The organism is Rhizobium sp. YJ-22 (assembly GCF_029601685.1).
Lineage (GTDB): Bacteria > Pseudomonadota > Alphaproteobacteria > Rhizobiales > Rhizobiaceae > Metarhizobium.
The window spans coordinates 1-7,306 of the sequence record NZ_JARRIR010000003.1 but is presented as its reverse complement, the minus strand read 5'-3'; the positions used below and the strand labels follow the sequence as shown (position 1 = coordinate 7,306).

Annotated in this window: 4 protein-coding genes and 2 pseudogenes; 3 read left to right on the top strand and 3 right to left on the bottom strand. The window is 62.3% G+C overall.

The window, feature by feature from the left end:
* A partial coding sequence (locus tag P7F60_RS08085; RefSeq protein ID WP_277917219.1) for an FAD-dependent oxidoreductase occupies positions 1-1,078 on the top strand: 1,078 nt, incomplete at its 5' end.
* A 36-nt stretch (positions 1,079-1,114) separates the two neighbouring features.
* On the opposite strand, the gene P7F60_RS08080 is transcribed toward P7F60_RS08085, so the two are convergent.
* Positions 1,115-1,702, bottom strand: a complete 588-nt coding sequence (locus P7F60_RS08080; protein WP_003501080.1) for a recombinase family protein — start codon at positions 1,700-1,702, stop codon at positions 1,115-1,117.
* A gap of 155 nt (positions 1,703-1,857) precedes the next feature.
* Between P7F60_RS08080 and P7F60_RS08075 the strand changes: the two genes are divergently transcribed.
* Positions 1,858-3,456, top strand: coding sequence for a Tn3 family transposase (locus P7F60_RS08075; protein WP_277917218.1), 1,599 nt, complete (start codon positions 1,858-1,860; stop codon positions 3,454-3,456).
* Positions 3,457-3,519: 63 nt separating this feature from the next.
* On the opposite strand, the pseudogene P7F60_RS08070 reads toward P7F60_RS08075, so the two are convergent.
* Together P7F60_RS08070 and P7F60_RS08065 are read right to left on the bottom strand one after the other, a co-directional pair.
* Positions 3,520-4,314, bottom strand: a pseudogene (locus P7F60_RS08070) (type IV secretory system conjugative DNA transfer family protein); the annotation flags it as partial.
* Complete coding sequence (locus tag P7F60_RS08065; protein WP_020821017.1) at positions 4,311-4,616, bottom strand: hypothetical protein; 306 nt, start codon at positions 4,614-4,616, stop codon at positions 4,311-4,313. The pseudogene P7F60_RS08070 and the gene P7F60_RS08065, both read right to left, overlap by 4 nt.
* 271 nt (positions 4,617-4,887) lie before the next feature.
* Here P7F60_RS08065 and traA point away from each other — a divergent pair.
* Positions 4,888-7,230: pseudogene (gene traA, locus P7F60_RS08060) on the top strand (Ti-type conjugative transfer relaxase TraA); the annotation flags it as partial.
* Positions 7,231-7,306 lie beyond the last annotated feature (76 nt).

Here is a 7,306-nt window from a genome sequence, read left to right as displayed (position 1 = left end):
TGTGGTCTACCACGAAGGTCCGGCCCGCCTCGTTGACGGCGGTGTCCAGGTCGCGGGCCAGCACATCGGCTCCGAGCGAATTATCATCACCACCGGTGCGCGTCCGGCGTTGCCGGGGATTCCGGGGATCGCTGACGTATCGCCGCTCGACAGCACGACAGCGCTCGCCCTGACCGAGCTGCCACGCTCGATGATAGTGCTTGGCGGCGGCTACATCGGCGTGGAGCTTGCCCAGACTTTCGCACGGGCCGGTGTCGAAGTGACACTCGTGTTCCGCAGCCGGCTTCTGCCGGAGGCTGAACCCGAAATCGGCGCTGCGCTTGCCACCTATCTGGCCGATGAGGGGATTAAAATCGTCAGCGGCATTACCTACGAGTCCGCCCGCAAGACCGATGATGGTGGTGTTGCCCTCGCCATCGCGCGGGACGGACGTCCGGAAATCTTGACTGCCGAGCGGATTCTTGTGGCGACGGGACGCCGCTCGAACACTGAAGCCCTTGGGCTTGCTGAAACCGGTATAGACCTGACACCGGCCGGGGCCATCATCGTTGATGATCGCATGCGCACCTCGAAGGCGGGCGTCTATGCCGCCGGCGATGTAACCGGAAAAGATCAGTTCGTCTACATGGCCGCCTATGGCGCAAAGCTCGCCGCCAAGAACGCATTGAACGGCAACAGCCTGAGTTACGACAACACCGCAATGCCCGCCGTGGTCTTTACCGATCCGCAGGTGGCGAGCGTCGGCATGACCGAAGCGCAGGCGCGGGCTGCCGGACATTCGGTTCGCACCTCCGTCCTTTCCCTCGACAATGTGCCGCGGGCGCTGGCGGCGCGCGACACGCGCGGCCTGATCAAGCTGGTCGCCGACGGGTCAACCCGGAAACTCCTTGGCGCTCACATCCTTGCACCAGAGGGTGCTGACAGCATTCAGACGGCAGCCTTGGCCATCCGCTGCGGCCTGACGATCGATGATCTCTCGGAGACGATCTTTCCATATCTGACGACTGTCGAAGGTTTGAAGCTTGCGGCTCAGACCTTCGACAGGGATGTGAAAAAACTGTCCTGCTGCGCGGGGTGAGGCGAAAGGGAAACGGGTGCCTACTCAAGTCACGGCTTAAACGGAGCGGTCGCCCTCGATCCTGACACGCATGATGGTCTGGCGGCTGGTGTCAAATTTTCTGGCGAGTGCGGAAACGCTCATCCCGCCCGCCAAATCCGAGAGAACATCCAATTTCTGCTTCTCATTGAGCCGAGCGGGACGGCCGAGGGTCTTGCCTTCCGACTTGGCTCGTTTGAGGCCCGACTGCGTGCGTTCGATCAGCAGATCACGCTCGAACTGAGCGACGGCATTGATGACGCTCATCGTCATCTTCCCGGCGGAACTCGCCAGATCGACGCCGCCGAGGGCCAGACAATGGACCCGCACGCCCAGCTCCTCCAGTTTCCTGACCGTCGTACTGACATCGATCGCATCTCGGCCGAGCCGATCGAGCTTGGTGACGATGAGCACGTCCCCGGCTTCGAGTTTATCCATCAGTCGCGAGAAACCCCGGCGCTGCGCAATGGCGACGCTGCCCGAGATGGTCTCGGTGACTATACGGCGTGGCTCGACGTGGAAGCCGGCCGCTTCGATTTCCTGAATCTGGTTTTCGGTGGTCTGTCCGGTCGTGGAGACACGGACATAGGCAAAGGTGCGTGGCATAAGGTTCAATTTCGTCCGAATAGGTTGTCCGAAAGGTGATGCCTGTCCACAAATAAGTCAAGATAATTTGTGGACAGGGTGATTTAGGCCTGTACGCAAACGACCGTTTCCGGACATGCCCGGAACCATCGACGCAAGTTTGTATGGAGTAAAAAATGGCGCGGCGGAAGTTTCTCAAAATTCAGGATCAACAGGAGCTGTTCGGCGTACCGACCGATGAGGATAGTCTGATCCGTCACTACACTCTATCTCCATCGGACCGGCTGGAGATCGAAGTCCGCAGGCGAAAACATAACCAGCTCGGCTTTGCTGTCCAGCTTTGCATGATGCGGCATCCGGGCCGGGCTCTCATGGTGCACGAAATTCCGCCGAGGGCGATGCTCAATTATATAGCCGAACAATTGGATGCTGATCCGGAGAGTTTCCGTTCCTATGCCAGGCGGGAGGAAACTCGCCGCGAGCATATCGCGCATTTGCTTTCCTATTTTGGAAAACGAACAGCAACAGCACAGGACCGGCGCGCCGCCTTACTATCCGCCGTCGAAACGGCGACCGCAACGGACACCCATGTTCGAACGGGCGATTCACCGCAAAACATTCCGGCCATGCTCGCCGGCACGCTCGCGGACGCCACCAATCTTGGCCCGAAACGTATGGCCGGAGCCTCCAAGGGGATCAGCGCCCATCAGATCGGATGGATGCGCATGTTCCATGCCCGCACGGAAACCTATCGCGCAGCGCAGGCATGTGTGACCGACGCCCATGCGCGTCATCCCCACGCCCAGCTCTGGGGAACAGGGACGACCGCATCATCTGATGGTCAGTTCTTCCGGGCCAGTGATCGTGCCGCCAAACGCGGTGATATCAACCTGCATTATGGCAGCGAGCCAGGCTCGAAATTTTACAGCCACCTTTCCGATCAGTACGGCTATTTCAGCATTCTGCCGATCAGCCCGACCGAGAGCGAGGCAGCCTATGTTCTCGACGGCCTGTTCGACCACGACACCATCCTGGAGATCGAGGAGCACTTTACCGATACCGGAGGTGCGAGCGATCATGTATTTGCCCTCTTCACTCTGATCGGAAAGCGTTTTGCGCCTCGGCTGCGCAATCTCAAGGACCGGAAGTTCCATACTTTCGAAAAGGCCGACTCATATCCAGCACTGGCCAACCATATCGGCGCGCCGATCAATACCGCCCTCATTCTGGAACACTGGGATGACCTTCTCCATCTGGCGGCATCAATCACGACACGCTCTGTTGCGCCCTCAATGATCCTCAAAAAGCTGGCGGCATCCTCGAAACCGAGCCAGTTGGCGAAAGCCCTGCGTGAGCTCGGGCGCATCGAGCGATCCCTGTTTATGATCGAATGGTATTCCAACCCGGCACTTCGCCGGCGATGTCAAGCCGGTCTTAACAAAGGAGAATCCGCCCACAAGCTCAAGCGGGCCGTTTTCTTCCATGAGCGCGGCGAAATCCGCGACCGATCGTTCGAAAGTCAGGCATTCCGTGCCTCGGGCCTCAACCTTGTCGTCAGCGCCATCGTCCACTGGAATACCGTTTATCTCAGCCGTGCCGTAGCCCATCTGCGTCAAAGTGGTCGAACTATCCCCGACATATTGCTCAAGCATGTCTCGCCACTCAGCTGGGAGCACATAAATCTCACCGGCATCTATTCCTGGGACACCGAGCAGCAGATGCCCGAAGGCTTCAGGCCATTGCGACTTCCTGGAAGAATCCTCCGCGCTGCATGACGTTCCCGCTCCGTTCGGTCTTAGCGTACGATTTCGAGCAGCTCTTGTTCTGACCCCAATATGGAGGATCAGGCCGGCAATGAGCGCCTTGGCTTCCTCGTTCCAATGCGCTTCGCCGGCCATGCCCGGTTCATCGAACACGAGGGCGTCGGCCAAGGTGCTTGCATCTTCCGCGACATCGAGGCCGGCCGGGTCGAGCTGGTCGAGGGGATTGAAGGCGGCCGAGGGCTGGCCGGTGACGCCGAAGGGGTCGAGGACATGGACCGGGCCGAATTGCTGGCGGGCGCGGCCGGCGATCTTGGCATTTTCGCCCTTGGGGTCGATGCAGATCACGGAGCGGTCGGCGGTGAGCAGGTTGGGGATGATGGTTCCCACCCCTTTGCCGGTGCGCGTCGGTGCCATCGTCAGCAGATGGGCCGGGCCGTCATAGCGCAGGAGCTTTCCGGTCTTGCCGTCGCGGCCGATCAGCAGGCCGGAATCGGCGCGGGCGAGGGCGGCGGTTTCCTTGTCGGTGGCGAAGCGGGCCGAGCCGTGGGTTTCGCCGTCCATATCCCCGAAATGGATAATCAGCGGATTGGTGAGGAAGCGGAAGGCGAGCGCCAGCAGCACCAGCAGCGTGACGAGATCGAGCAGGAGAACCGGAACCGAGCCGACGCGAAAGCCGATTTGTTCGAGAGCGAAGCGGCCGCCGAAGCCGACGACGAACAGGACGATAACAAGGAGGAACAGAAGCCCGAGAAGCGGTTTCCAGATGCGGAAAGGTGCGGCGAGCAGAGCGACGAACGCCCATAGCGGATCACGCGCGGCCTGCCGCACCATGTTCTTGAACGCACCCCATGCAAGTCTCGCCTGACTCATGCGGCCGTCCCCCCGGCGCTGCCTGTCGTCTCCCCGGCCGGCGCGTTGTCGATCAGGTCGGCAAACAGTTCCTTGTCACCGGGGCGCGTCAGGAAGTCGGGCAGCTCACGCTTGAGCCATTCGCCCAAGCGCCGGGAAAATTCTTCATCCTTGCCGTGTTCGAGGCGATGCAGGACGAGCGCGCCGAGCAGCACCTTGCGGCGCGTGTCGTTGGCGCGTTCCTGCTTCGACAGACGGGCCTTGAGCGTGGCGCGCTGCGCATCCAGTTCGGCCAAGCGTTGTTCGATCGTTTTGCGCGCCATTCCTCAAATCTCCTTTTCCGGTTGTTCGCCTAGACTATCATTCCCGACCGTCTTTTCCAGCGTTTGCCTGTTGCGCTTGAGTTTTCAGCGGTTTTGCAGCACAATTCCGGCCTCAGTTCATTGCATCGACCTTGCCGCGAGCGCCACACCGATCAGCGAAAGAGCGTAGCGATTGAGTTGAGAAGGGCGCACTTACGAGTTACTGCGTAACTCAGCGCGCCGCCAGCTTGGAGGCTGGCGGGAAAGGCGGAAACGGGATCGAGGCAACGGGTTGGCAATCTACCATTTCAGCATGAAGCCAGTTTCGCGGGCGGGTGGCCGTAGCGCCGTCGCCTCAATGGCTTATCGTGCCGGGGAGAAGCTGACCAACGAGCGCGACGGGATCACGCACGACTACACGGCCAAGCAGGGTGTTGAACATGCCGAGATCGTCTTGCCGGAAGGCGTGAACGCCGATTGGGCGCGGGATCGGTCGGACTTGTGGAACGCCGCCGAATTTGCCGAGAAGCGGAAGGACGCTCGCGTTGCGCGGGAGTTCGAGATTGCCTTGCCGCATGAGCTTTCGGCCGAGCAGCGGCTAGAGGCGGCGCGGGAGATGGCGCAGGAGCTGGCCGACCGCTACGGCGCGGCCGTGGACTTCGCCATTCATGCGCCGCACGAGGCGAGCGACGTTCGCAATCACCATGCCCATTTGCTTATGACCACGCGGCAGGTGACGGAGGGCGGGTTAGGCGACAAGACCTATCTTGAGCGCGAAAACAAATGGCTGTTGGCGCACGACCTGCCGACGACCGATATGCAGCTCCGCGACCTTCGCCAGAGGTGGGAGGGGATCGCCAACGAGCGCCTTGCGATGGCCGGGCTAGATATTCGCATTGACCATCGTTCGCACATGGAGCGCGGGCTAGAGATCGCGCCGACCGAGCATATGGGCGTCCATGCCACGCAGATGGAGCGGCGCGGCCTCGACGTGTCGCGGTCGCGGCTGGACGAGGAAGCGGCCCGGCGCAATGCCGAGCTGATCCGAGAGAAGCCCGAGCAGGTTCTAACCCTCATCACCGGCGAAAAGAGCGTGTTCGACCGGCACGACGTTGCGCGGGCGCTGCATCGCTACATCAACGACGACCCGCAGGAGTTCCAGAGCGCCTTTGCGAAGGTGATGGCCTCGCCGGCGCTGGTCGAGTTGCAGCCCGAGCGCGCGGACCCGGCAACGGGCGAGATCGAGCTTGCGCGGTATTCGACGCGGGAAATGGTCGAGATCGAATCCGGCATGATCGAGAGCGCGCAGCGGATGCACGGCGCGCATGGTCATGGCGTCGATCGCCGGCATGTCGAGCGGGCGATAGATCGGCAGGACGCCGCCATTCAGCGCAGCGCCGGCGATGCTTCCGCCCGGCTGTCGGACGAGCAGCGCCGGGCGATCGAGCATATCACCGGGCCGGAGAGGATCGCGGCCGTTGTCGGTTATGCCGGCGCTGGCAAGTCCACCATGCTCGCGGCCGCGCGCGAGGCGTGGGAGGCCGAGGGCTATCAGGTCCACGGCGCGGCGCTGTCGGGCAAGGCGGCCGAGGGCTTGGAGGAATCTTCCGGCATCCAGAGCCGCACCCTCGCGTCATGGTCCCGCGGTTGGGAGAACGACCGCGGCACACTCGGCCGCGGCGACGTGTTCGTGATCGACGAGGCGGGCATGGTCGGGAGCCGCCAGCTCGCCCGCTTCGTTGGCGAGGCCGAGGCGCGCGGGGCGAAGATCGTCCTTGTAGGCGACCATGAGCAGTTGCAGGCGATCGGGGCGGGCGCACCGTTTAGGGCGATCACGGAGGAAATCGGCCATGCCGAGCTGTCCGAGATTCGCCGGCAGCGCGTGGACTGGCAGCGGGAGGCGTCGGTTGACTTCGCCACGCACCGGACGGCCGAGGGGCTGGCGGCCTATCGGGATCGCGGCAATATCAGCTTTGCCGAAACCGGCGAGGACGCGCGGGGCCAGATCGTGCGCGACTACCTTGCCGATCGCGACGAGCGCCCGGACGGCACCCGCGTAGCGATGGCGCATCGCCGGGCCGATGTTCGCGCCATCAACGACGCGATCCGGGCCGAGCTACAGGACCGGGGCGAGCTGGCGCAGGGCGAGGACGCCGGCGCGCTGACCTTCCAGACCAATGACGGCAAGCGGGAGTTCGCGCCCGGCGACCGCATCGTGTTCTTGGAGAACAACCGCGACCTTGGCGTGAAAAACGGGATGCTAGGCACGGTCGATCATGTCGAGCCGGGCCGCATCATTGCCACGCTCGACGGCCGGGGCGGCGATAGTGTTTCCGTGCCGATGGGCGATTATCAGGCGATCGACCACGGCTATGCGACGACGATTCACAAAAATCAGGGGGCGACGGTGGACCGCGCCTATGTGATGGCGTCGGGGACGATGGACCGGCATCTAACCTATGTCGCCATGACCCGGCATCGTGACGGGGTGCAGCTCTACGCGGCACAGGACGAGTTCACCAATGCCGGCCGGCTGGTCGAGCATGGGGCCGCGCCCTATGAGCATGACCCGCAGAAGTCCGACAGCTATTTCGTGACGCTGGAAAACGACAAGGGCGAGCAGCGCACCCTATGGGCGTCACGACACGAAAGTGGAGAATCTGTCCGACTTTTAAGAACGTATCCGGAATTCAGGTTGGTTTAACCGTGGA